The organism is Mucilaginibacter sediminis (assembly GCF_051903035.1).
Lineage (GTDB): Bacteria > Bacteroidota > Bacteroidia > Sphingobacteriales > Sphingobacteriaceae > Mucilaginibacter.
Genome location: NZ_CP170602.1, coordinates 1,217,975 through 1,241,192, shown reverse-complemented (window position 1 = coordinate 1,241,192; position 23,218 = coordinate 1,217,975). Strand labels below are relative to the sequence as shown.

Genomic DNA, 23,218 nt, shown 5'->3' with positions numbered 1-23,218 from the left:
TACACATGCGAAAAATCATCGTTACAACATTTATAACATTAGACGGTGTGATGCAGGCACCCGGCAGCCCTGAGGAAGATCCATCAGGTGGTTTTAAATACGGTGGCTGGTCGGCACCTTATGGCGACGAAGTTTCTGGTAAGGCTATGCAAAAACAGATGGAGCCTGCCGATCTTTTACTGGGCCGGAAAACATTCGAAATTTTTGCATCTTATTGGCCCCAACACTCCGGCTATTGGCCAGGTATTAATGAGGTAACAAAATACGTCTTGTCGGCCACCATGCAAAAGTCGGATTGGCAAAACACAACTTTCCTTACCAGTGTGGCGGATATCGAAAAGCTCAAAAATACTGATGGTGCCGACATTAAAGTTTGGGGCAGCAGCGAGCTTGTTCATTTATTGCTCGCACATGATCTGGTAGACGAGCTTTGGCTCAAAATTTACCCCGTGCTGCTTGGCGAAGGAAAAAGGTTGTTTAACAACAGCACAATCCCGGCGGCATTTACATTAACAGAAAGTTTGGTTACGCCGGGTGGAGTTATTTTTGCCAATTACAAACGCGCCGGCGAAGTTAAAACAGGCACTATCGGAGCTTAACGGGATGGCTGTTTCAAATAGCTTTACTGCGCAGGATTTTATAAAAAATGAGGGTTGGGTAAAACCCATTATTTTTTTATTTCTTTCAAACCTACCGAAAACATCAGACCTTTAAACAGATACAATTTGAATTAATTAGTAAGTCAGCTCAATTTTAAATTGTACTGTAGGGGGCACTCCATTTCACTAATGATTGCATTAACCTACCCACTCAGATAGCCGGTAGGTTAATGGCTTCATCGTGGGGCTATAGGCTACAGGTTTAGGAGTTCGCCAAATAATTTAATGCCACCGCGCGTTTACACTGAGTAGATCGCACAATAATTCAAGTTCGGGCTATTTAGATACTTTTTACAGTTTTGGCTAAATCAAACGCAGATTTGGATAAATTCTGCCAGCTAAAGCAGCCCATCTTTGTATCAACAAAACAGAATTATTTATGCGTGTATTTGTAACAGGAGCCACAGGCTTCATTGGTACTGCTATTGTGCAGGAATTAATAGGTGCCGGCCACCATGTGCTGGGGTTGGCCCGTTCAGATGCATCGGCCCAAAAGCTGGCCGATGCCGGTGCAGAAGTTCACAGGGGTGATCTGGAAGACCTTGATAGCCTGCGCAGCGGCGCCGCACAGGCCGACGGCGTTATCCATGCCGGTTTTATTCACGATTTTACCCGGTTTGCGGAAGTTTGCCAGGTAGATAAAATAGCCATTGAAACCATTGGCGACGTATTAGCCGGTTCAAACCGTTCGTTTATTGTTACCTCCGGTACGGCGCTGGTAAGCCCCGGGAAGCTGGCTACCGAAGATATTATTCCACCGTTAAACCCTGCATGGCCGCGGGCCTCTGAGCAAGCAGCAGACGTTGTAGCCTCGCAGGGTGTTCGTGCGGCAGTTATCCGCCTGTCACCATCGGTGCATGGCGACGGGGATAAACATGGTTTTATACCCATACTGGTTAATATAGCAAGGCAGACAGGCGTATCGGCATATATCGGCGAAGGGCTTAACCAATGGAACGCCGTACACCGGTTGGATGCTGCCCGTTTGTACAGGTTGGCTTTGGAGAACGCTGTACCTGGAGTCCGTTTTCATGGTTCTGCGGAAGAAGCCATCACGGTTAAGTCTATTGCCGAATCTATAGGAAAACAACTTAATCTCCCGGTAAAATCAATTGCTGCTGAGGCCGCTGCCGAACATTTTGGATGGTTTTCACACATGGCCGCTATCGACTGCCCGACATCGAGCAGCCGGACGCGGGAATATTTGAAGTGGCACCCAACGCACAACACCTTGCTTAACGATATTGAGAACGGTATTTATACCAGATAACAAGCAATGAAGATTATTGTAACCGGTTCATTGGGGAACATTAGTAAACCGCTGACAGAACTATTAATTGCCCGGGGGCACGCGGTAACCGTTGTAAGCAGCGACCCTAAAAAACAGGCAGCTATCGAAAACTTAGGCGCGGAACCAGCCATTGGCTCAATAGACGACGTACCGTTTTTGACCCATACTTTCAAAGGCGCAGACGCTGTTTATGCCATGATCCCCTTAAGCTTCACCGAGCCCGATCTGGGCAGTTATATGTATAGGATAGCTCAAAATTATGTGCGGGCCCTTAAGGACACCTGCATCCAACGGGTAGTACTAATGAGCGGTTGGGTGGCAGACCTGGTTAAAACCGAAAACGTAGAACATGTATTTGACGACCTGGACGCCTCTATCACTATTATGCGGCCTGGCGCTTTTTATACCAACTTTTATCAGTCCATTAACCTCATCAAAGGCAAAGGCTTCATTGGTAAATTTTTAACGCTGCGTTATTCCGGCCTTGGGGCCCTGCTAACCGGTAAAACCGGCCTGCTGATGGGTAACTACGGCGGAGAAGACCGGATAGTTTTTGTTTCGCCAAAGGATATTGCGGATGCCGTTGCCGGGGAATTGCAGCTATCGCCCAAAGAGAAAACCATCCGCTACGTAGGCAGCGATGAAATGACGTGTAACGAAGCGGCCAGGATCATTGGCAGCGCGGTAGGCAAGCCCTGGCTAAAATGGGTGCTGCTTACTGATAAGGAAATGCTGCGGGGATTAAAGATGGCCAAAGTACCGGAAAAGCTGGCACAAACCTTAGTTGAAATGCAGGCCGCCATGCACAGCGGTAAAGCGCTTGAAAACTTTCACAAGAGCCGGCCCAAAATGGGCAAGGTGAAACTGGCTGATTTTGCTGAAGAGTTTGCCGAAGCATATCATAAAAAATAACGAATTTAGCATAGCTATGAACAGTAACCGGCTTTTTCATTTTCATACCATCACCGAATATCACCGTATGGCAGGTTTGCCTAAACCGGCGCACCCGCTGATTAGCCTGGTGCATATGGGCAACCTAAACAAACCCCTGGCAGAGGGGGCGTTCAGTTTGATCTATGATTTTTATTCTATCTCGATGAAAAGAGTGAAGAATGCCAAGTTTAAATACGGCCAGCAAACATGCGATTTTGATGAAGGTGTACTGTTCTTCATGTCGCCGGGGCAGGTCTTTGGAATGGAGATTGAAAAAGGCAGCGTAATGCACCGTCGCGAAGGATGGATGATCCTGATTCACCCGGATTTTTTATGGAACACCCCGCTGGCCAAAACAATCAGGCAATACGAATTTTTCAATTACTCGGTTTATGAGGCGCTTCACTTATCTGACAAGGAAGAAACCATGCTCACAGCCATTGCACAAAATATAGAGCAGGAATATCATGCCAACATTGACAGGTTTAGCCAAAGCGTGATCATTGCCCAACTGGAACTATTGCTCACCTATTCGGAAAGGTTTTACCAGCGGCAGTTCATCACCCGCAAGATAACCAGCCATGAAATACTATCCAAACTGGAAAATTTACTCGCCGCTTACTTTAGCAGCGGCGCACTCGCCCGGAAAGGGCTGCCCAGCGTTACTTATATTGCCGAGAACTTAAATATCTCACCCGGTTACCTGAGCGGCCTGCTCAAGTCGCTTACCGGCCAGAATACCCAGCAGCATTTGCACAACAAGCTGATAGAACTGGCCAAAGAGAAACTTTCGACCACTAATCTTTCCGTCAGCGAAATTGCCTATGACCTGGGGTTTGAACACCTGCAGTCTTTCAGCAAGCTGTTCAAAACCAAAACCAGTTTCTCGCCGCTGGAGTTCCGCAATTCTTTCAACTGATATTCACAAACAACAAATCTGGTTTTGGGTCGAGCGTGGCCAGCGGGTCAATGCCCGCGCCTGAATCACATCAAATGGGCAAAGCCTTCGCCGCCATACGATATACATTATTATAAGGCACCAGGAAGTCCTCGACATGCTAAGCCCCCAATATTAATGTTGTGATTTGATTTTTAGGGGCTGCTGTTTAGTTTAATATTTGATAATGAGGGTGTAAAGGTAATTTTACTGCACAAATATGGCATGGTAAACTTTTTACTCAAAATGTTGTTGTAAATGCAATGCTGCTTATAAATAATTATAACCGGCTATTAAACATTTACAGATATGAAAATTTACCATCTATTACCGTTGGTGCTCATTGTAGCAACGGTAACCCAAAGTTGCGTTAGCAGCAAAAAATACAAGGAACTCGAGGGCAATTACACGCAATTGCAAAATAGCACACAAGACCTCAGCGTAAAATATCAGAGGAGCGAGCAGGCACTTGCCGTGTCAAACGGTCGTATTACCAGCCTGGAAGAACAGCTAACTTCCGAACGGTCAAATAATGCATCGTTAAAAGATGCATTGAACAAATGTTTGGCCGGCAACAACCAGGGTGGTGCAAACATCTCGAAATTGGTTGATGAGATAAATGCCTCCAATAAATATATCCAATACCTGGTGGCAACCAAAAACAAAAGCGACTCGCTTAATATGGTGTTAACCAATAATCTTACTCGCTCATTAAGCAGGGAAGAAGCACAGGGGGTTGATGTACAGGTACTTAAAGGTGTCGTGTATATATCCTTGTCTGATAATATGTTATATAAATCAGGTAGCTATGAAATTTCAGACAAAGCAGGAACCGCTTTGGCCAAAATTGCTAAGATCATTACCGATTATTCAACCTATGATGTGCTGATTGAAGGTAATACCGATAATGTACCAATTAAGCAAACCAACATTCGTAATAATTGGGATTTGAGTACGCTTAGGGCTTCATCAGTAGTACAAGCCTTGCAAAATACTTATAATGTGGACCCCAAACGCTTAACTGCGGGCGGCCGCGGCGAGTATAATCCAATTGCGGATAATGCCACACCGGCAGGTAAAAGCCAAAACAGGCGTACCCAAATTATCATCACACCAAAACTTGATCAGTTTATGGATTTGATAGGTAAAGCACCGGATACCACCCCGGTTAAACAATAAAAAAGAGTCAGAAGATAAGAATCAGGATTCAACAGGAAAAACGGGCTTAGCATTTTTGTTAAGCCCGTTTTTATTGTTGGTTAATTTCTGTAGTTGAAATGTTACCAAGGGCCCGGAAATCAAATTGCAGATTACAATTGAAATTAATAACTTTAATTTCTTAATTAACCAATTAGTAGACTGATGTTCCGGAAATTGTATTTAGTGTGGCTTGTAATAGCCACCTGTGTTTTGTTTATCATACATGCCTGCAACCGGGCCGGTAAAACAGATGCGGAGCAAATGCCCGATACCATCAGCTACAACTTTAACATCCGCCCCATATTATCTGATAAATGTTTTAAATGCCACGGACCCGACGCTGCACACCGCCAGGCCGATTTAAGGCTTGATATTCCAGAAAGTGCTTTTAAAGCGCTGAAAGATAACCCGACAGCCCATGCGCTTGTAGCAGGCGATCCGATGATGTCTGAAGTTTACCGGCGTATCTCAACCAAAGATACTTCCGAACAAATGCCCCCGCCGTCATCCAACCTCAAAAAATTAACGCCTTTTGAAGTCGACCTGCTTAAACAATGGATAAAACAAGGCGCCCGTTATGAAAAACATTGGGCTTTTGTGCCGCCCCGTTCGTATGCTGTTCCGCAGGTTCAAAATACCGCATGGCCAAAAAATCCCATAGATAATTTTGTGCTGCAAAAAATGGTGCAAAAAGGTTTTGATCCTAATCCCGAAGCTGATAAGGAACGTTTGCTAAAACGCGTATCGCTTGATTTGACGGGCTTACCGCCGACTTTGCAAATGATGGACAACTTTTTGGCCGATAACAGCGCCAACGCTTACCAAAAGATAGTTGACCAGTTAGTGGCATCGCCACAATACGGCGAAAAAATGACCCTGCATTGGCTGGATGTAGCCCGTTACGCCGATTCGCACGGCTACCAGGACGATAACTACCGCAGCCAGTGGCCCTGGCGAGATTGGGTGATTCACGCCTTCAACGAAAACCTGCCTTACGACAAATTCATTACCTGGCAAATAGCCGGCGACCAGCTGCCCAATGCCACTACCGAGCAGCTACTGGCAACAGGCTTTAACCGCAACCACAAAATTACCGAAGAGGGCGGCGTAATTGATGAAGAGTATCGGGTAAGCTACGTAACCGATCGTACCAATACCTTCGGCAAAGCCCTGCTTGGGGTTACGTTGGAGTGCGCCCATTGCCACGATCATAAATATGATCCGTTTTCGCAAAAGGATTATTACCAAATGTTTGCGTTTTTTAATAATGTAAAGGAAGTAGGCATTGAGTCGGTTGTAGGCGGGCCCGAAACTTATGCCAAACGGCCCTTAATGCCGATCAGTAACGATGAAGTGAAAAAGGTGATGCGTTTTATCAATAAGCAGGATACCGATAAACTCATTGTATCTATCATGACAGATAGTGATAAAGTGCGGCCTACTTATATTCTTAAAAGAGGCAATTACGATGCCCATGGTGATGTTGTTGAGCCGGGTACGCCCAAAGCTATATTACCATTTACCGCCAACTATCCTAAAAATCGCCTCGGTTTGGCCGAATGGCTGTTTAATAAAAACAACCCGCTTGCGGCAAGGGTATTTGTAAACCAGGTTTGGCAGGAATTTTTTGGCAAAGGCATTGTAAAAAGTTCGGGCGATTTTGGCATGCAGGGCGATTTGCCGTCGCACCCCGAATTATTGGATTGGCTTGCGGTTGATTTCAGGGATCATGGCTGGGATATCAAACGGCTGGTAAAACAAATTGTTATGTCGGCTACCTATCGGCAATCAGCAGTAATCAGCCCCGAAAAGTTAAAGGACGATCCAGAAAATACATGGCTGGCGCGCGGCCCCCGTAGCCGCTTGCCTGCCGAGTTTGTGCGCGATTTGGTTTTGGCCAGCAGCGGGTTACTTAACCATACCATTGGCGGCCCAAGTGTTAATCCGTACCAGCCGCCCGGCTTGTGGGAAAACGCGACATCCGGCCGCGGGCAGTTGGCCAGCTATAAACAGGTACACGGCCCCAACCTTTATCGCAGGGGCATGTATACACTCATCAAACGCACCGTGCCGCCGGCCTCGCTGGGTATTTTTGATGCCAGTAACCGCGATCAGTGCGAGGTAAAACGCTTGCGCACCAATACGCCCTTACAGGCTTTGGTGATGCTTAATGACCCTACGGTGCTGGAGGCCGCCCGTGTTTTAGCAGCAAGGTTATTGCAGGATAACAGTCGTCCGCAGGATAAAATAACCAAAGCTTTCCGCTTGATCATGTGCCGCCATCCGCAGGAAAAAGAATTGGCCATACTTACAGCCTATTACAACGATGAATTGAAGGGGATGAACAAGGCCGACGCCCAAAAGCTGTTAAGCGTTGGCGAATACCCGATACCAGCCAACCTTGATAAAGTAAAATTAGCAGCTATGATGAAAGTGGTTGATGCCATGTACAATGTAGAAGAAACGATAACAAAAACCTGATATGGAAAAAGATTTTTTAGAGAGCAGGCTCAATATAAACCGGCGCAAGTTCCTGTCCAGGTTAAGCCTGGGGATAGGCAGTGTTGCGTTAGGCTCATTACTTATTCCCGATCTTTTTAGTGGTAGCGGTGCCGATGCCGAAGCTGATTTTGTGTCGGGCATCCCCAACTTTGCACCTAAGGCAAAAAGGGTGATCTATCTTTTCCAGGACGGCGCGCCTTCACAACTGGAATCATTTGATTATAAGCCAAAATTACGAGAGATGATGGGGCAGGAGCTGCCTGCTTCGGTGCGTGGCAACCAGATACTTACCGGGATGACGGCTAAGCAGGCCTCGTTCCCGCTGGTAGGTTCATTTTACGATTTTAAACAATACGGCGAATCGGGGGCATGGGTGAGCGATCTGTTCCCTCATATCGGCAAAATTGCCGATGATATCTGTATCATCCGCTCGATGAACACCGATGCCATCAACCACGATCCTGCGCTTACTTTTTTCCAGACCGGGGCACAGCAGGGTAACCGCCCAAGTATGGGGTCGTGGGTAAGCTATGGGCTTGGCAGCGAGAACAAAAACCTGCCTGCATTCACGGTATTGTTATCCAAGGGAAAAGGCAACGGACAAGGGGTTTACTCCAAATTGTGGAGTAATGGCTTTTTAGATTCTATTCACCAGGGGGTACAATTCAGCAGCGGCGAAAACCCGATATTGTACCTGAACGATCCCGAAGGATTAAACCGGCACGAACGACGAAAAATGCTGGATAACCTGGCCGCTTTAAATGATATCAACTATAAACAATTCGGCGATCCGGAGATAAACACCAAGATACAGCAGTACGAAATGGCCTACCGCATGCAAACTGCCGTGCCCGAAATTATGGATGTATCCAAAGAATCGGACGACATCGTAAAAATGTACGGCCCCGAATGTTTAATTCCCGGTACTTACGCGGCCAATTGTTTGCTGGCCAGGAAGCTATCAGAAAACGGCGTTCGCTTTGTGCAGCTTTACCACCAGGGATGGGATCAGCATAGTAACCTGCCACAGGAAATGGCCGGGCAGGCTAAGGACGTAGACCAGGCTTCGGCCGCTTTGGTTACCGATTTAAAACAACGCGGCCTGCTGGATGAAACCCTGGTAATATGGGGCGGCGAATTTGGCCGTACCAATTACAGCCAAGGCAAGTTGGAGAAAGCCAACTATGGGCGCGATCATCACCCGCGCTGCTTTAGTGTGTGGATGGCCGGCGGTGGTATCAAGCCGGGCATGGTTTATGGCGAATCGGACGATTTTGGATATAATATTGTTAAAGATCCTGTGCATGTGCATGATTTTCATGCTACCATGCTCAACCAGTTAGGCATCGATCATAAAAAGCTTACGTTTAAAAGCTTAGGCCGGAGGTACAGGCTGACGGATGTGGCCGGAAATGTGGTAAAGGGGATTATCACTTAACACGATTTTAGGGTTTTACAGGATTGACAGGATTTTGATTTTTACGGCTGATACCTTTTTAGCGATATGCTTAAAACGTTTTAGCTTATCCGGTTTTGATAGATTTTACGGCTGATATCTTTTTGTCGATGTGTTTAAAACGTTTTAGCTTATTTGGTTTTGATAAATAAAATATTGTTGCTGGTATGAAGGGCAACCACAAGGTTTTCGCAGACGCGGCATTGTTTGCACTTAATATTTTCATTTTAGTTTTACTGGTAGCCGGCGATGGCCTGGTTGTGCCGCAATGGTTACAGCCGGTTGGGCGGTTGCACCCCTTAATTTTACATTTCCCTATAGTAATACTCATGTTGGCCATGGTGCTGGAGTTTTTCCGGTTCAGGGCCGAATTTGTTAACGAGAAGTTTTACCAATACTTTACCAATTATTTGCTTGTATTGGGTGCGCTTTTATCGTCGTTAACGGTAATTATGGGTTTGCTGTTATCGCGCGAGCCGGGTTACGAGGGAGGCAATTTGTTATGGCATAAGTGGTTTGGTGTCAGCGTGGCGTTTGTGGGCTATGGCGTTTACCTTATTCGCAACACATCAAAATATACAGCTACGCTGGCCAAAACAGGGGCTTTGGTCACAGTTTCCTGTTTAATAGTGGCCGGGCATTTTGGTGCAAACCTTACCCATGGCGATGATTTTGTTTTAGGGCCGGTAATGGATAAAGAAAAAAACAAAGTGCCCATTGACAAGGCCTTTGTTTACCAGGACGTTATCAGGCCAATTTTTGAAGCCAAATGCCAAAGCTGCCATAATGCGGATAAAATGAAAGGCGGACTAATGCTCACCAGCCAGGCTGCAATGTTAAAAGGCGGCAAAAATGGTAAACTTTTTATCCCCGGCGATCCGGCTATGAGCCTGTTGCTGCAGCGGGTACACATGCCCGAAACAGAGAAGAAGCACATGCCGCCTACCGGTAAACCGCAACTAACCGACGAAGAAAAAGTACTCCTTTACCTTTGGGTAAAAAACAAGCCCGACTTTAAGAAAAAGGTTATCGACCTGCCCGCAACCGATTCGCTCCGGATGATTGCGGCAACATTATTAAAACCCGCCGAAAGCGCGGAGGAGATATACGATTTTTCGGCAGCTGATGATAAGGAGATTAAAAAACTTAACAATAATTACCGGGTAATTTATCCGCTGGCTAAGGAATCGCCCGCTCTGGCCGTTAATATTTACAATAAAAGCACCTACAACATCAAGTCGCTTGATGAGCTTAGCCCCGTTAAAAAACAAGTGGTATCGCTCGACCTGAATAAAATGCCGGTGAAGGATGCTGACTTGAAAACGATAGCCCAATTTGAAAACCTGCGCAGGCTTAATCTCAATTTTAGCGATGTTACCGGCGCAGGGCTAAAAGAACTGGCTTCGCTTAAGTTGCTTAAAAGCCTCTCGCTGGCCGGCGTGAAATTAAATGCTGCCGATGTAAAGCAACTGGCAGCCATCAAAAGCCTCACCGAACTGGCCATCTGGGATACCGGCCTTAAAACCGTCGATCTTGTGCCATTGCAAAAAGCAAATAAGCACGTTGTCCTATTAACGGGCTTTAAAGATGATGGCAAGCCTTTAAAACTTACCAGTCCCCAGTTAAAGAACACTGCGGTAATATTTAAGCAAAGTTACCTGTTGCAGCTTGGCAACCCGATAAAAGGAACCGATATCCGGTATACTACCGATGGTAGCGCGCCGGATAGTATTCATGCTATCTCCTATAAACCCGGCGTATCGTTCACGCAAAGCACGGTAATTCGCGCCAGGGCCTTTAAAGCCGGTTGGATAGGCAGCGACACGGTTCAGTTTAACATTTACAAATCTACCTACACGCCTGATAGCGTCAGTTTTTTAACCTATCCCGATAGTAAGTACAAAGGAGAGGGTCCTAAAACAATGATAGATAAGGAATTGGGCAGTGGTAACTTTGGCGATGGAAAATGGCTGGCCTCGCAAAAAGACCTGGAATTGCTGATGTGGTTTAATAAGCCCGTCGATTTGCATGCAATTAACCTGAATGTGATGCGCAATACAGGCCCTCAGATATTTTTACCGGCGAAGGTAGAGGTGTGGGGCGGTACCGATCAATCTCATCTTAAATTGTTAGGGAGTATTACACCCGCCATGCCGCTTAAAAAAGATACTTACAGCATCATGAGCCTGGAGTGTAAATTAAAAAACAGCCAGCCCATATCCTGTATAAAGCTGGTTGCCAGGCCACTTAAAAGTGTTCCAGCCTGGCATCCTGCAAAAGGCAAACCTGCCTGGGTTTTTATGGATGAGGTATTTTTGAATTAAGATGGCTGATAAATACACAGCTTACCACTGCGGCTTAACTGTGGCCAATAGCGTTATTGATATTGTGGATAGTGAATTTTATAAATATTAAAAAATCAATAAAAATTTAACTGTTTTGTTGAATATTTTACTGTAAATAGGCTATGTTTATAACATAAAACATAGCCGATGTCAATAAAAGTAGCAATTCGTCATTTTACAAGTTACAAGTACGATAAACATATCACGCTTTCGCCACAAGTTATCCGTTTACGGCCTGCCGCGCACTCGCGTACCATGATTAAAGGCTACTCGTTAAAAATATTACCCGAAAAGCACTTTATAAACTGGCAGCAGGATCCCTTTGGTAATTACCTGGCCCGCATTGTTTTCCCGGACAAGGTAAACGAATTTGTGATTGATGTAGAGGTTATTGCCGATATGGTGGTGATAAATCCTTTTGACTTTTTTGTAGAAGAGTATGCTAATCACTATCCTTTTGAGTATGAAGAATCATTGAAAAAGAACCTGGTGCCGTATCTGGAGATAACCGAGCGCGGCCCGCTGTTAATGGATTTAACAGAGAAAGCCGCCGAGTTACTCAAGAAAAATGCAGTTACTCAGGATTTTTTAGTCACCCTTAACAGGCTGCTTTACCTGGAGATTTCCTACAATATCCGCATGGAGCCGGGCGTACAATCATGCGAGGAAACGCTGGAACTTAAATCGGGCTCATGTCGTGATACGGCATGGCTGTTTGTGCAATTGCTAAGGCATTTTGGCTTGGCCGCGCGTTTTGCATCGGGCTACCTGGTGCAGTTAAAGCCCGACATTAAATCATTAGACGGCCCATCAGGCCCCGAACAGGATTTTACCGACCTGCATGCCTGGACGGAAGTTTACCTGCCTGGTGCGGGCTGGATAGGGCTCGACCCGACATCCGGCTTATTTGCCGGTGAGGGACATATTCCATTGGCCTGTACACCTGATCCACAAAGCGCGGCCCCGATCAGTGGTGGTATCATCAGCGATACAAACGACCCCATCAAAACAGAGTTTCATTTTGAAAACACCATTACCCGTATTGAAGAAAAACCACGGGTAACCAAACCATTCTCTGACGAGCAATGGGAAGATATTATGGCCCTTGGCGATAAGGTTGATGAGGAATTTGCCGCCAACAACGTACGCCTCACTATGGGCGGCGAGCCAACTTTTGTATCGGTAGATAATAACGAAGCGCCTGAATGGAATTCGGCAGCTGATGGCGAGCATAAACGCCGCCTGTCCAATATCTTGTTCCACAAGCTTAAAAACGAGTATGGCGAAGGCGCGTTAATGCAATACGGGCAGGGCAAATGGTACCCAGGCGAACCGCTGCCACGCTGGAAACTGGCCTGCTATTGGCGTAAGGATAATGTGCCGTTGTGGAACAACGACGCGTTAATGGCCGACTTGTCAAAAGATTACGGCCTTGGCCCTAAGGATGCCAAAAGCTTCATGAAGTTGCTTACCAAAGAATTGCATATTGACCCTAAAAATATTAATCCAACTTACGAAGATCCATTTTATTTTCTGTGGGAAGAGAGTAAAACGCCCATCAATGTCGATCCGCTGAAGGTTGATCTGAAATCTCCGCTGGAGCGACAAAAACTGGCCGAGTTGCTGAATACCGGGCTGAACGAGCCAGTAGGCTACGTAGTGCCCATTAAATGGGACCTGGAGCAAAGCAACTGGCAAAGTTGTAAATGGTCGTTCAGGCGGCAAAATTTGTTCCTTGTTCCCGGCAATTCGCCCGTGGGCTTGCGCCTGCCATTGGATTCTGTGCAATATTTTGATCCGGCAGAGCAGGAAGAGCTACCGGAAAGAAGCCTTTTTGCCGATGTGGATGCTTTGCCTGATGGCGATCATTTGATTCCCGAAACCGGGGCCAAATTCAATAACAGCAAAATCATTTTTAAAACAGCGTTGGTGGTTGAAGTGAGGCAGGGCAAACTTTTTATATTTTTCCCGCCGACCAGTTACTTTGAGCATTACCTGTACCTGGTTAATGCCGTTGAACGTACAGCCGAGAAGCTAAAGATGCCCGTATTGATTGAAGGCTACGATCCACCATCCGATAATCGTATCACCAAAATGATGATAACGCCCGATCCGGGTGTTATTGAAGTGAACATTCACCCCGCGGCAAGCTGGCGCGAACTGGCAAAAAATTACGATGTGCTGTATAAAAAGGCAGCAGAATCGCGCCTTGCGACGGAAAAGTTCAACATTGATGGCAGGCATACCGGGACGGGTGGGGGTAACCACGTAACCCTGGGTGGCGAAACACCGGCTGATAGTCCGCTATTGCGCCGGCCCGATATTTTGCGCAGTTTTATAACCTTCTGGCAGCATCACCCTTGCTTGTCGTACCTGTTTTCTACCCAGTTTATAGGCCCCACCAGCCAGGCGCCACGTGTTGATGAGGGCAGGATGGAAACATTGTATGAGCTGGAAATAGCGTTTCAGCAGGTACCCGACCGGGCCGAAAATGAAGTTCCCTTTTGGCTGGTTGATAGGATTTTCCGTCACTTTTTAACAGATATCACCGGCAATACCCACCGCTCGGAGTTTTGTATCGATAAGCTTTATTCGCCCGATTCATCAAGTGGCCGGTTAGGCATCCTGGAGTTCAGGGGCTTTGATATGCCGCCGCATTACCGCATGAGCATGGTGCAGTTCCTGCTGATCCGCACATTGTTGGCCTGGTTCTGGAAAACCCCATACAACCATAAACTGGTGCGTTGGGGAACCGAGCTGCACGACCGATTCCTGCTGCCGCACTATTGCTATAAAGATATGACCGAGGTGGTAAATAGCCTGCGCGATGCCGGTTATGGTTTTGATATCTCGTGGTTTGAGCCTTTCTTTAGCTTCCGTTTCCCGTTCCTGGGCGAGTTGCAGGTGGATGATATCAATATCGAAATTAAGATGGCCATTGAGCCATGGCATGTATTAGGCGAAGAAATGTCGAGCACAGGCACGTCGCGTTTTGTGGATTCATCGCTGGAGCGTATCCAGGTTAAAATATCGGGCCTTACCGATTCGCGTTACACCTTTTTATGTAACGGTTTAAAAATACCGCTAAAAAGCACAGGTGTACAAGGCGAATATATTGCCGGCGTACGCTACCGGGCCTGGCAACCGCCATCGGCACTACACCCCACCATCGGTACGGATACGCCGCTGGTGTTTGATTTGTTTGACACCTGGACGCAAAAATCAGTGGCTGCATGCCAGTACCATGTATCGCATCCCGGAGGACGTAGCTACGATACCTTCCCGGTAAACAGTTATGAAGCCGAATCGCGCATCATTTCCCGCTTTTTTGATTTTGGCCATTCGGTTAACCTGGTTGAGCCTGCTGTTGCTCAGCAAACAGCAGGAGGGAGGTTTGTTACCAAAATGAATATACTGCCGCAATATACCATCACCAATGAAGTAGTTAGCCCGGAATACCCGTATACCATGGATTTGAGGCGATATAAAAATGCCAGGAATTTATAGCAGAAAAATCAGACATTTGGAAAATGATTGAAACTTACCTGGAGCGGAACGGTAAAACTGCCAAACCTTTTTTTGATGAGCTTGCCGCACCCGAAGGCGTGGTGCGCGAGCATTGGAAAAAGCTTGCCCATGCTTATGACGAGCTGGGCCTTGAAAAAATGGAGCAGCGGAGCCGGGAAATTAGCCAGGAGTTGCGCGATAATGGGGTTACTTATAACGTGTACAGCGACCCTGACGGTATTAACCGCCCCTGGAAGCTTGACCCTGTGCCTATGGTCTTCAGCCAACAGGAATGGGAGAATATTGAAAAAGGCCTGATACAACGTGCCGAATTGCTTAACCTGATCATATCTGATATTTATGGCGAACGAAGGCTGATTAAAGAGGGTTTTATTCCCTTTGATTTGGTATTTACCCATAAAGGGTTTTTAAGGCAGGCTGATAAAATTAAAATCCCCGGCAAATTCCAGCTTATCCAATACTCTGCCGACCTGGTACGAGGGCCGCTTGGCAAAATGTGGGTGCTGCATGACCGTGCCGACGCGCCGTCAGGTGCCGGATACACGCTTGAAAACAGGGCCGCCATGACCAGGGTTTTTCCTGATCTGATCCGCGAAAACCAGGTGCGTAAAATTTCGTCTTATTATCAAACATTAAAAAATACGCTTACCAGGCTCGCTTTACAAAATAAAGAGAACCCACGGGTGGTACTATTATCGCCCGGTACCGCCAACGAAACTTACTTTGAGCACGCCTACCTGGCATCGTCATTAGGCTTTACCCTTGTTTTTGGGCAGGATTTAACCGTGAGCGACGGCTATGTATGGCTAAAAACCTTAAAAGGGTTAGAGAAAGTAGATGTTATTGTACGCCGTGTTGATGATATATTTTGCGATCCGCTGGAGTTTTTAGGCGATTCGCACTTAGGGGTGGTTGGGTTGATGGAAGCGGTACGGCAAAAAAAGGTAACTATTATTAACCCATTAGGCGGCCGCATATTGGAGAATCCGGGGCTGATGGCTTTTTTGCCGCGCCTGTGCAAGCACCTGTTAAACGAAGATCTGATATTACCATCGGTAGCCACCTGGTGGTGCGGGCACGAGAAAGAGAAAAAGTATGTGCTGGATAACCTGCCCTTCCTTATTATCCGGTCTATTTACCGGAGTAACGAGAACCGCCCATACATCGGCAGCGAACTGAGCAAAAAGCAGATAGAAGATTTGAGGGTCGAAATAAACACCCGGCCTTATTTATACGTGGCGCAGGAGGTAGTAAGCTTCAGCACCACGCCATCATTAATTGGTAACAACCTGGAAGCCTGCAACGCCGTGTTCAGGAGTTACATTGTAGCCGATATGGATAAAGAGGTTTACCATGTAATGCCAGGCGGTTTGTCAAGGAGTTTTCCTACAAAAGGCGAGTTTATTATTTCTAACCAGTCGGGAGGTATCAGTAAAGATACCTGGGTACTGGGGCCATCGCCCCAAAGCCAGGCAAAGCCCGCGGTTAACCAGCCGGTATTGCGGCAGGTAAAAAATATTTTGCCAAGCCGCACCGGCGAAAGCTTATTTTGGCTGGGCCGGTACCTCGACAGGGCAGTGACCAATGTGCGGCTAATGCGTATCGTGCTTAAGATTTACAATGAGCGCGATGACGAAATTCATCCTGAAACCAACCAAACGCTGGTAATACTGCTAAAAACTTTAAGCGCGGTAACGGGCACTTTACCCGGCTTTGCCTCAGTCGACCAGGCCAGGTTAAGGCAGCCCGAAAAAGAATTATTGTCACTGGCTGTTGAAACAGGCAGGGCAGGTACTTTGGCGCAATCCCTGCAATCATTTTTAACAAACGGCTATGCCGTACGCGATCGTTTAAGCCTGGATACCTGGAGGATTTTGGATAGCATATCCGAAGAGTTTGAGCTGATGAAGGAAAACGGCAACGATTTACGCAAGATTTACCACAACCTCGATCAGTTTATCATCAAGCTGATGGCTTTCATCGGCCTCAACAACGATAACATGACCAGGGCATCCAGCTGGCGGTTGCTTAACATCGGCCGGTTTTTAGAATCATCGTTAAATACATGCATCATTTTACAGGCTGCATTGGCAAACAACGTAACACCCGAGGTGGAGAAGCAACTGATGGAACTGGTGCTGATGTGCAACGAGAGTTTGGTTACCTACCGCTACCTATACCGGTCGACGCTGCAATTGCCGGGTGTGCTCAATTTGCTGCTCGTTAACGAGGATAATCCAAAGTCGGTGGCCTTTTTAATCGCTAAAATTGATGAGCACCTGGCGCATCTGCCAGATAACCATAAAGAAGGCGGCCTTAGCCCGGCACACAAAAAACTGCTGGAGGCATTAACGATGATCAGGCTTTGCGATGTAAACAAGATGGTACCATCGGCCAATGCCAATGGTTTTGGCAAAAAAGAGCTTAGTGGCTTTTTGCACCACCTGATTACCTTATTGAGCCAGGCATCAACCATTATATTTGAAAGCTACTTTAGCCCAACACAAAGCCAGTACAGCTTTGTGAAGAATAATAACGCCTTACCCGAACTATGAGAACCGCTAATACAAAGCCATTTTTTAACCGGTGTTTTCAAAACTGCCAAAGCTTATGAAATACCAGGTAACCCATATTACCAAATATGAATACCAGTTGCCGGCTTCGTTATGCCATAACCTGGTATACCAGGTGCCGGTTAACCATAGTTTCCAGGAGGTTGAGAATGTGAACTACCAAATTCATCCCGTACCACATTTAGTAGTGACCAGGGAGGATTTTTTCAGTAATAAATTTATCTATTTTTCGATAGAAGAATTTCATAAACGGTTAACCGTCGAGATAAAAAGCGAGGTTAAAATTTCGGAGCCGGTATGGATTAGCGCAGCACCCCAAAACACAACACCCTGGGAAAACGTGGTGATTTGGCTGAAAAGTACCGATGCCGAAAGTGACATCAGGCAATTTTATCTCGAATCGGATCATGTTATGTTTATACCAGGCATCCGGGAGTATGCATTAAAATCATTCACGCCCGGCAGGCCAATTATGGAAGCCATGCTTGACCTTAATTCCCGCATATATAATGATTTTGATTTCACGCCCGGCTTTACAGATGTTACAACCAGGCTGGAAGAAGTTTTTTTACATAAAAAAGGCGTTTGCCAGGATTTTGCGCATTTCTCGCTGGCCTGCCTACGCTCGTTAGGCTTATCGGCCAGGTACGTAAGCGGATACATCGAGACGCTGCCGCCGCCCGGAAAGCCAAAGCTATTTGGCTCGGATGCCTCACACGCCTGGATCGCATTGTACATTCCCGACATAGGTTGGACCGAGTTTGACGCCACCAATAACCTGCTGGTTAACGACCGCCACATCCGCACCGCCATCGGCCGCGATTTTGCCGATGTAGTACCGTTAAAAGGTGTGGTTTACAGCGGCGCCGGGCAACGGATGTATGTAAATGTGGATGTGCGGAGGGTGGAGTAGTACAGCTACGCCACCAAGTGTTTTATAATTGTGTTCTGTGTCATTCTTCGTAACTATCCATGACATATCCAATTTTCCTGTCATCCTGAGTAAGTTTTATTTGCGCACAAATAAAACTTACTCAGGATGACAGTCGTTTATTTTTTGATTGTCATTCTCCCTTCAGAATTACCCATGACATATCGAATTATATAGGTACTAAGTCCACATTAAATTCGATAGCGAGCTTTTGTAAATACCTTTGCTTCTGCTCTTTAAGCATGTTATCATATGCCTCTATGCCTTTTTCTACAAAATCGCTCCCTTTAACCATTAAACGCCAATATTGAATAGCCAATTTTCTGGCAGTTGCTTTGATGGCTATCGCCGGACCTTTTCTTCCTCTTAACCGCCTGGCGAATGCTCCCCATCCAATGTATTTGCTGTTTAGCAAGCCGCACGCCATCTCCTTGAATATCTGGCCGGCGGTAGGTTTTCCTTTGCTTTTACTTTTGTTTTTCTTGCCCGAACGGTTCTGACCGGGAGATACCCCAAGCCAATTGGCAAACCGTTTTTCCGTCGACCACTGGCTTAAATCGGCTCCAATTTCTGTATATAACTGTAACCAGTTATAATCTGTAAAGCCGGGAAGTCTGGTGGCATCCCGGCCACCAAATATTTTCAGCAAATGCCCGCCAAGGTCTTTAACCTGGGGCTTATTGTGCCTGATCGGTTTTCTATTTCCGGTATTTGTACCGGGCGGTAGTTGTTTGTCTTTATTAATCTGTTGCAAGGTGCTATCTATTTTCCGGTCACACTCCAAGATCTGGCCTTGATAAAAAAGATATGCCTTATAAGCCTGCTCCAGGGCAAAAAGCCCATGTGGCGTGTAATGGCCCTCCAAAGCCTTTAATACTTCTTCGCTCTTTTTATCTTTGATTTTTTTGTGGCAGAGAGCAAGCAGCTTATAACGGTCTCTTTCACCGGAAAGGATTGCTGTTATAAGGGCTTTTCCACTGGCCCCATGTATCTGACTTAATACTTCCGGTAAACGGATATTCATTTCGATCAGGGCCTTTTGCATATGCTGAATATGCATCGAGGCACTCCGGAGGTGGTCTTCACGTAATCGCTGGTAACTACGTAGCTCCTTGAGCAGCCCCTCAGAAACGTAGCAACGGTTCAGTAAACCATAACTATGTAACTGCTGGATCCACTGGCAGTCTTTCACATCTGTCTTTCTTCCAGGCAACTGTTTGGTTTGGCGGCCGTCGACCAGCCACACATCTAACCCTGCATCTGACAGGATATCATGAAGTACATACCAGTAAACACCTGTAGCTTCCATCGCCACTGTAGTTACCCGGTTCTCCAGTAAATATTTACTAAGTGCTACCAGATCGCCGGTAAAGGTTTCAAAGCTACGGACAGGGCCGCTTTCCAGGCCAACGAAAACATGACGGGAGCCAATATCTATACCGGCTGCATGTGTACGCATTTTTTCCATATCAAGCTTGTTTTAAATAAGCTGTGCCCGAAGGAGTATAAGGAAAAAACAGGCTACCCATCGGACAAATCACTGTAAACAGGATCGTACCATACCTTCAGACTCTATCTTCGGAACCATACTCAGACACAGGCACGAAGCACTATAACTCGACCGGCCACACTGCACAGCGTTAACAAAAGTATGTCATTTCACCTTCAGAATTTCGCGAAATTTTAACACTCAGACTGACAGGCCCACCCTCCTTGTAAATCGAATAGGTCATAGGAAGATACCAATGGCAAATTGTAAAATGTAAATCTTTTTTTTGACTTAGGGCTTAAAACTTCCGGCTTAGCACTCCTACAACTCTTCTTCTGAAATTCCATCCGGCTTTTGGTATATTGCAATACCAATTTATAAGCTTATGGAAAATATCAGCCGCAAAAAGTTTATTGCAGCAGCTACAATGGCAACGGCCGGCATGGCATTAGGTTTAAACGCCAAAGGATTTATCTTACCCAAAGGCTCAAATAGGAGCGATGCCGTTCAATCTTCCCCCGGAAAAATTAAAGTAAGCATTTTCTCCAAGCACCTGCATTGGCTCAATTACGCTGATATGGCCTCATTGGCGGCAGATATGGGTTTTGATGGGGTAGACCTTACCGTAAGGCCCGATGGGCACGTATTGCCGGAGTATGTGGCTGCCGACCTGCCAAAAGCAGTCGCCGCAGTTGAGCAAGCCGGTTTAAAAGTTTATACCATTGTAACCAACATTAAATCGCCCGACGAAAAATATACTCATGATATTTTGAAGGCAGCATCGGCATTAGGAATTAAATACTACCGGATGGCCTGGTTAAATTATGATAAAAGCATCGGCATCCCCGAAAACCTGAAAGCTATAAACAAACAGTTTAAGGCGCTTGAGGCCCTTAACGGCCAATATAACATGCATGGTGCTTATCAAAACCATTCGGGCGAGTTATTTGGCGCCTCGGTTTGGGATCTTTGGCTGGGGATGGATGCAACCAGTCCTGATTTTATTGGATGCCAGTACGACGTAAGGCATGCCACTACCGAAGGTGCCGACACCTGGTCAACATCTATCCAAACACTTATCCCACGGATTAAAACAACCAATGTAAAAGATTTTTACTGGGACAAAAAAGATGGCAAATGGCAGGTTAAAAGTGTGCCTTTGGGCGAGGGTATGGTGGATTTTCCAAAATATTTTCGTATATTAAAAGAACAGAAAATAAACGGACCCATGAGCCTGCACTGCGAATATGAACTTGGCGGCGCGCAGGATGGCGCCAAACAATTAACTATCAGCAAGGACGCATTTACAACTGCTGTGAAAAAAGACCTGGCCACCTTAAGAGGATGGTTAAAGGAATATGATCTGTAAAAGATCAACTATGAATATATAATACATTAATGAATACCAATTTAACAAAAAACAATCTACTACACATCACTACCGAATTATACCGGAATAGCATCCAAAGATTACCCAAAACCGGCCAGCATTTGTTAGGCCACCAAACCGAAGATCTTATCGTTGTTTACCAGGCCTATAATCATCGCATTGCCGATTTTGCGGTAGAGCATCAATTCCTTGGCGGTAACCATTATAGTTATAGCCGGATGTCGTGGATAAAGCCCAATTTTTTATGGATGATGTACCGCTGCGGCTGGGCCGAAAAGGAAAACCAGGAGAGAGTACTTGCCCTGTGGATTCAAAAGACGGATTTAGAGAAAATCCTGGGTGAAGCAGCCATATCTTCATTTAATCCTCAATATTACCAAAGCCACGCACAATGGATGGCCGATTTGGAGCAAAAGGAAGTGCGCCTGCAATGGGATCCTGACCATGACCCATATGGCAATAAGCTGCAACGCCGCGCAATTCAATTGGGTTTAAAAGGGAAAACGCTGGAAGATTTTGGTAAACATCAAATCAGGAAGGTTCAAGATGTTACAGATTTTGTAAAGCAGCAGAAACAATTGTTAGATGCCGGCTGCCTGGATGAACTATCAGTGCCATTTGAAACTGTATTTAAAACCAGCGACGCTGCTTTGAATGATAGGGTAGGCATAGAGTGATAGATTTTGTTGGAAATTATAAATGTAAACAACGGAGTAAGCCAATGATGCCAGGAAGATATTAGCGTCAAACGATAGCTTGTGTTTATTGTCTGATCCTGGTTAAAAAATCCAGGTCGCTTCGGCACCTGTTTTAACCAACGGCAGGCACAAAAATTAAGATGCGTTTACATTGCGCGAAACATGATTTTTAATGTTAACCATGTTAAAAATACAAATTATTGATTATCAAATATTTATATCGTTTCTCGCCTAAAATGTGTTAAGTTATGTTAACCCAATTTTGGCGCGTTTGCCTTAAATTCCGAATAAAAACAATTTGCAATTATAACAAGTTTGTTACTATATTTATATAGCGTAACCAATCTGCTTTATTCTCCCCGCAAGCCGCCTGGTTGCCAAAACCAATTACACCTTTAAAAATGAGGAGGCTGTTATGAATGTGGTTCATAAAATTGAACATTGGGGCGATACCCATCACCCTAAATTCCTTGATCTTGTTCGTGTTGCCCTTGGGGTATTTTTATTGCTGAAAGGCATAGCCTTTATGGAAAACACGGCCTACCTGCGCGATCTTATCGACAGCCAGGATATCGTTGATCTTTCGCCAGGGGTACTAATGGTTTTGGTTTATTATGTAACTTTTGCCCACATGATTGGAGGCATCCTGATAACGCTCGGTATATTTACCCGGCTGGCTTCTCTTATCCAGATCCCCATCGTGTTAGGAGCCGTATTTGTAACCGGTATTTTCCGGGAACCAATAAATGCCCTGGAATGGCCATCGGTAATTGCATTAATCCTACTATCACTGTTCACCATCTTAGGTTCAGGCCCAATCTCCTTGGATAGGTACCTGGAAGGATAAGCTTGTTGATCTGCAGATTTCAGATGTGCAGATGAAGGGACTGATGTGCAGATATGTAGATTTCAGATGTGCAAATGAAGCTTCAGTTTCGATGTTGAAATTTCAAATGTGCAAATCAAAATCATCTGAAATTTGCACATCTGAAATCTGCACATCTAATAGCCCACTACCGCTTCATCCACATAGCACCATAGCCATCTTTCGCCGGGCTCGGCCGATATTACTACCGGGTGGCCGGTGGCTTCAAAATGTTTGGTCATGTGGGTATTGGGCGAGTTATCGCAGCATAATGTAACGCCACAGGTTTGGCAGGTGCGCAGGTGCATCCATGATGAATGTGTTTTAACGCACTCTTCGCACAGGTACTCCTTTGGTTGTTTAATATCGGTAATTGCCGCCAGGTGCTGGCATATTTGGTCGTCGTTTTGCATATTGTGTT

General features: G+C 45.9%; 16 protein-coding genes. 14 read left to right on the top strand and 2 right to left on the bottom strand.

The features are described from left to right. Positions 1-5: 5 nt before the first annotated feature. The 11 genes from ACFGVS_RS04925 to ACFGVS_RS04875 all read left to right on the top strand — a co-directional run bounded on the left by ACFGVS_RS04925 (position 6) and on the right by ACFGVS_RS04875 (position 18,337). Positions 6-599, top strand: a complete 594-nt coding sequence (locus ACFGVS_RS04925; RefSeq protein WP_090650640.1) for a dihydrofolate reductase family protein — start codon at positions 6-8, stop codon at positions 597-599. 439 nt (positions 600-1,038) lie between these two features. Beyond that, positions 1,039-1,929: an SDR family oxidoreductase gene (locus tag ACFGVS_RS04920; protein WP_090650641.1), complete on the top strand. Its 891-nt coding sequence runs from the start codon at positions 1,039-1,041 to the stop codon at positions 1,927-1,929. Between the two features lie 6 nt (positions 1,930-1,935). Beyond that, on the top strand, positions 1,936-2,862 hold the full coding sequence (locus ACFGVS_RS04915) for an SDR family oxidoreductase (protein WP_439697710.1): 927 nt from the start codon (positions 1,936-1,938) through the stop codon (positions 2,860-2,862). 16 nt (positions 2,863-2,878) lie between these two features. Next, a complete protein-coding gene (locus ACFGVS_RS04910; protein ID WP_439697709.1) occupies positions 2,879-3,802 on the top strand; it encodes a helix-turn-helix domain-containing protein in 924 nt (307 codons plus the stop codon). Positions 3,803-4,129: 327 nt separating this feature from the next. Further along, positions 4,130-4,999 (top strand): OmpA/MotB family protein, encoded by an 870-nt coding sequence (locus ACFGVS_RS04905; RefSeq protein WP_439697708.1) that lies wholly within the window; start codon positions 4,130-4,132, stop codon positions 4,997-4,999. Positions 5,000-5,182: 183 nt separating this feature from the next. After that, positions 5,183-7,501, top strand: a complete 2,319-nt coding sequence (locus tag ACFGVS_RS04900; protein WP_439697707.1) for a PSD1 and planctomycete cytochrome C domain-containing protein — start codon at positions 5,183-5,185, stop codon at positions 7,499-7,501. Position 7,502: 1 nt separating this feature from the next. Next, positions 7,503-8,960 (top strand): DUF1501 domain-containing protein, encoded by a 1,458-nt coding sequence (locus ACFGVS_RS04895; RefSeq protein ID WP_439697706.1) that lies wholly within the window; start codon positions 7,503-7,505, stop codon positions 8,958-8,960. 185 nt (positions 8,961-9,145) lie between these two features. Next, positions 9,146-11,302, top strand: coding sequence for a c-type cytochrome domain-containing protein (locus ACFGVS_RS04890; RefSeq protein WP_439697705.1), 2,157 nt, complete (start codon positions 9,146-9,148; stop codon positions 11,300-11,302). 168 nt (positions 11,303-11,470) lie between these two features. After that, positions 11,471-14,830 (top strand): DUF2126 domain-containing protein, encoded by a 3,360-nt coding sequence (locus tag ACFGVS_RS04885; RefSeq protein WP_439697704.1) that lies wholly within the window; start codon positions 11,471-11,473, stop codon positions 14,828-14,830. Between the two features lie 23 nt (positions 14,831-14,853). Next, positions 14,854-17,406: a circularly permuted type 2 ATP-grasp protein gene (locus tag ACFGVS_RS04880; RefSeq protein WP_439697703.1), complete on the top strand. Its 2,553-nt coding sequence runs from the start codon at positions 14,854-14,856 to the stop codon at positions 17,404-17,406. Positions 17,407-17,461: 55 nt separating this feature from the next. Next, complete coding sequence (locus ACFGVS_RS04875; protein ID WP_439697702.1) at positions 17,462-18,337, top strand: transglutaminase family protein; 876 nt, start codon at positions 17,462-17,464, stop codon at positions 18,335-18,337. 187 nt (positions 18,338-18,524) lie between these two features. Here the strand turns inward: ACFGVS_RS04875 and ACFGVS_RS04870 are convergent, their stop codons facing one another. Further along, complete coding sequence (locus ACFGVS_RS04870) at positions 18,525-19,823, bottom strand: IS110 family transposase (protein ID WP_274209026.1); 1,299 nt, start codon at positions 19,821-19,823, stop codon at positions 18,525-18,527. 406 nt (positions 19,824-20,229) lie between these two features. On the opposite strand from ACFGVS_RS04870, the gene ACFGVS_RS04865 reads away from it, so the two are divergent. From ACFGVS_RS04865 to ACFGVS_RS04855, 3 genes are all read left to right on the top strand, one after another. Further along, the gene (locus tag ACFGVS_RS04865; protein WP_439697701.1) at positions 20,230-21,213 is read left to right on the top strand and encodes a sugar phosphate isomerase/epimerase family protein; all 984 of its coding nucleotides are present in this window, start codon (positions 20,230-20,232) and stop codon (positions 21,211-21,213) included. A 29-nt stretch (positions 21,214-21,242) separates the two neighbouring features. Continuing rightward, positions 21,243-21,911 (top strand): DUF4291 domain-containing protein, encoded by a 669-nt coding sequence (locus ACFGVS_RS04860; protein ID WP_439697700.1) that lies wholly within the window; start codon positions 21,243-21,245, stop codon positions 21,909-21,911. Between the two features lie 436 nt (positions 21,912-22,347). Next, positions 22,348-22,779, top strand: a complete 432-nt coding sequence (locus ACFGVS_RS04855; RefSeq protein WP_439697699.1) for a DoxX family protein — start codon at positions 22,348-22,350, stop codon at positions 22,777-22,779. Between the two features lie 155 nt (positions 22,780-22,934). On the opposite strand, the gene ACFGVS_RS04850 is transcribed toward ACFGVS_RS04855, so the two are convergent. Next, the gene (locus ACFGVS_RS04850) at positions 22,935-23,210 is read right to left on the bottom strand and encodes a UBP-type zinc finger domain-containing protein (protein ID WP_439697698.1); all 276 of its coding nucleotides are present in this window, start codon (positions 23,208-23,210) and stop codon (positions 22,935-22,937) included. Positions 23,211-23,218: the final 8 nt, after the last annotated feature.

Bases quoted from the DNA above. Each gene is read 5' to 3' on its own strand.
- ACFGVS_RS04925 (WP_090650640.1), top strand. From the start codon at position 6: ATGCGAAAAATCATCGTTACAACATTTATAACATTAGACGGTGTGATG.
- ACFGVS_RS04865 (WP_439697701.1), top strand. From the start codon at position 20,230: ATGGAAAATATCAGCCGCAAAAAGTTTATTGCAGCAGCTACAATGGCA.
- ACFGVS_RS04895 (WP_439697706.1), top strand. From the start codon at position 7,503: ATGGAAAAAGATTTTTTAGAGAGCAGGCTCAATATAAACCGGCGCAAG.
- ACFGVS_RS04920 (WP_090650641.1), top strand. From the start codon at position 1,039: ATGCGTGTATTTGTAACAGGAGCCACAGGCTTCATTGGTACTGCTATT.
- ACFGVS_RS04870 (WP_274209026.1), bottom strand. From the start codon at position 19,823: ATGGAAAAAATGCGTACACATGCAGCCGGTATAGATATTGGCTCCCGT.
- ACFGVS_RS04905 (WP_439697708.1), top strand. From the start codon at position 4,130: ATGAAAATTTACCATCTATTACCGTTGGTGCTCATTGTAGCAACGGTA.
- ACFGVS_RS04890 (WP_439697705.1), top strand. From the start codon at position 9,146: ATGAAGGGCAACCACAAGGTTTTCGCAGACGCGGCATTGTTTGCACTT.
- ACFGVS_RS04850 (WP_439697698.1), bottom strand. From the start codon at position 23,210: ATGCAAAACGACGACCAAATATGCCAGCACCTGGCGGCAATTACCGAT.
- ACFGVS_RS04860 (WP_439697700.1), top strand. From the start codon at position 21,243: ATGAATACCAATTTAACAAAAAACAATCTACTACACATCACTACCGAA.
- ACFGVS_RS04880 (WP_439697703.1), top strand. From the start codon at position 14,854: ATGATTGAAACTTACCTGGAGCGGAACGGTAAAACTGCCAAACCTTTT.
- ACFGVS_RS04915 (WP_439697710.1), top strand. From the start codon at position 1,936: ATGAAGATTATTGTAACCGGTTCATTGGGGAACATTAGTAAACCGCTG.
- ACFGVS_RS04885 (WP_439697704.1), top strand. From the start codon at position 11,471: ATGTCAATAAAAGTAGCAATTCGTCATTTTACAAGTTACAAGTACGAT.
- ACFGVS_RS04875 (WP_439697702.1), top strand. From the start codon at position 17,462: ATGAAATACCAGGTAACCCATATTACCAAATATGAATACCAGTTGCCG.
- ACFGVS_RS04900 (WP_439697707.1), top strand. From the start codon at position 5,183: ATGTTCCGGAAATTGTATTTAGTGTGGCTTGTAATAGCCACCTGTGTT.
- ACFGVS_RS04910 (WP_439697709.1), top strand. From the start codon at position 2,879: ATGAACAGTAACCGGCTTTTTCATTTTCATACCATCACCGAATATCAC.
- ACFGVS_RS04855 (WP_439697699.1), top strand. From the start codon at position 22,348: ATGAATGTGGTTCATAAAATTGAACATTGGGGCGATACCCATCACCCT.